We start from the raw sequence: 1,422 nt of genomic DNA, 5'->3' as shown, positions 1-1,422 counted from the left end.
CGGCCTTGCTGCCGGTGGTGTTCCTGCTCCGGTTGCGCCGTTTGGCTGGGTGGTCAGATGGTCGCGGTTCGCGGCGGGCCGCAGGCCGCCGTGAACACGGCCTGCCAGCCGTCCTCCCAAGGCCAACTGGCCGGTAAATGCAGCCGGAGTTTCCGGGCCGAGGTCGAGATTCGGGCCGGGACCTGGATGAGTTTGCGGCGGATGGTGCCAGAGCGCGCCTTCCCGAGGTCGGTGCTGGTGAGGGTGCCGACGGCGCGGGATAGGTTGAACGCGATCGTGGCGAGCACGAGCCAGGCCGCGTTCGCGGTGAAGATCCCCGACGGCAGGTGCGCGAGCGCACTGTCTTTGAGGTCCGCGTTGATCTGCTCGATGATCGCGTGTTGCCGGTGGGTTTTATCAGCCGTGACGGTGTCCAGGGTGCTGGTCGTGAAGAACGCGTGGAACCGGTGCGTGTCGAACAGGGTCGGCTGCCCGGTGCCCTCGAACGGATTCAGCTCCGGGATCCGCCGGACGACCAGGCGCCCGGTAATGCGTTCGCTGAGCCTCCTGGAGCTGAACGCGGTGAAGGGAATCTCTGCGACTTCGGCGGAGGAGATCCATTTCCCGGTGGTCTCGTCCCGGATCGCGTCGGTGTATTCAATCGTCGTCCACGCGTCATCAGCGATCGCAGCGATCGCGCGCTTCACGGCCGGGTCCATCCGGGCGGTGATCGATACTTTCGCGCCAGCCCGGTGCGCGGCCGCGACGACCGCGTGGCCGTAGAACGCACTGTCAGCGCGGACGAGTACCAGGCCGGACGCGGTCTGTGACCGGAGCCGGCGGACGGTGGCGAGGATGTCGCCGACGAACTTCCCCGCCCCGCGCGGGGACCCGGCGGCGCCTTTGCGGAGCCTGGACCCGATGATGATCGGCGCGGACACCGTGGTGACACGATGCCGATCAACGCGTTCAACCCGCGGACCCCGGAGTAGCCGTAGCCGGAGCCTTGCTTCTGGTAGCCGTGGACTTCCTTGATGGTGTCGTCGATATCGACCAGGGCGTAGTCGTTGATCCCAGCCACGATCGGTGCCGTCTGGGCGACGTTGACCAGCCACCGCCACGCGACGGCGTCGAGTTGACGGACGTGGCCGAAGGTGAACGCACGCAAGAACGAACCCAACGTGGACGGCGCGTAAGCACCGACGAAGAGTTTCTTCATCCCGCCGTGGCGAAGGACAGCCATGTCGTCGATGGAGTCAGCGCCGGCGACCATGCCCGCGACCAGCGCGGTGACCTTCAATCCGGCGTTCGCACCGAAGTAGCCCGGCAGGCTCAGCCACCGGTTCGCGAGCTCGCCCAGCCCCGTCGACGCCGCCAACAACATCGCGGGAACGAGGCCGGCGAGCGACACGAGATTCCCATCGTCGAAGGTCGCGGACAGAG

Annotated in this window: 1 pseudogene; it reads right to left on the bottom strand. The window is 67.2% G+C overall.

The window, feature by feature from the left end:
* Positions 1-53 precede the first annotated feature (53 nt).
* Positions 54-1,420, bottom strand: a pseudogene (locus tag E3O46_RS00175) (IS1380 family transposase).
* Positions 1,421-1,422 lie beyond the last annotated feature (2 nt).

The organism is Cryobacterium glucosi (assembly GCF_004402235.1).
Taxonomy (GTDB): Bacteria; Actinomycetota; Actinomycetes; order Actinomycetales; family Microbacteriaceae; genus Cryobacterium; species Cryobacterium glucosi.
This window is presented reverse-complemented; position numbering and strand designations above follow the sequence as displayed.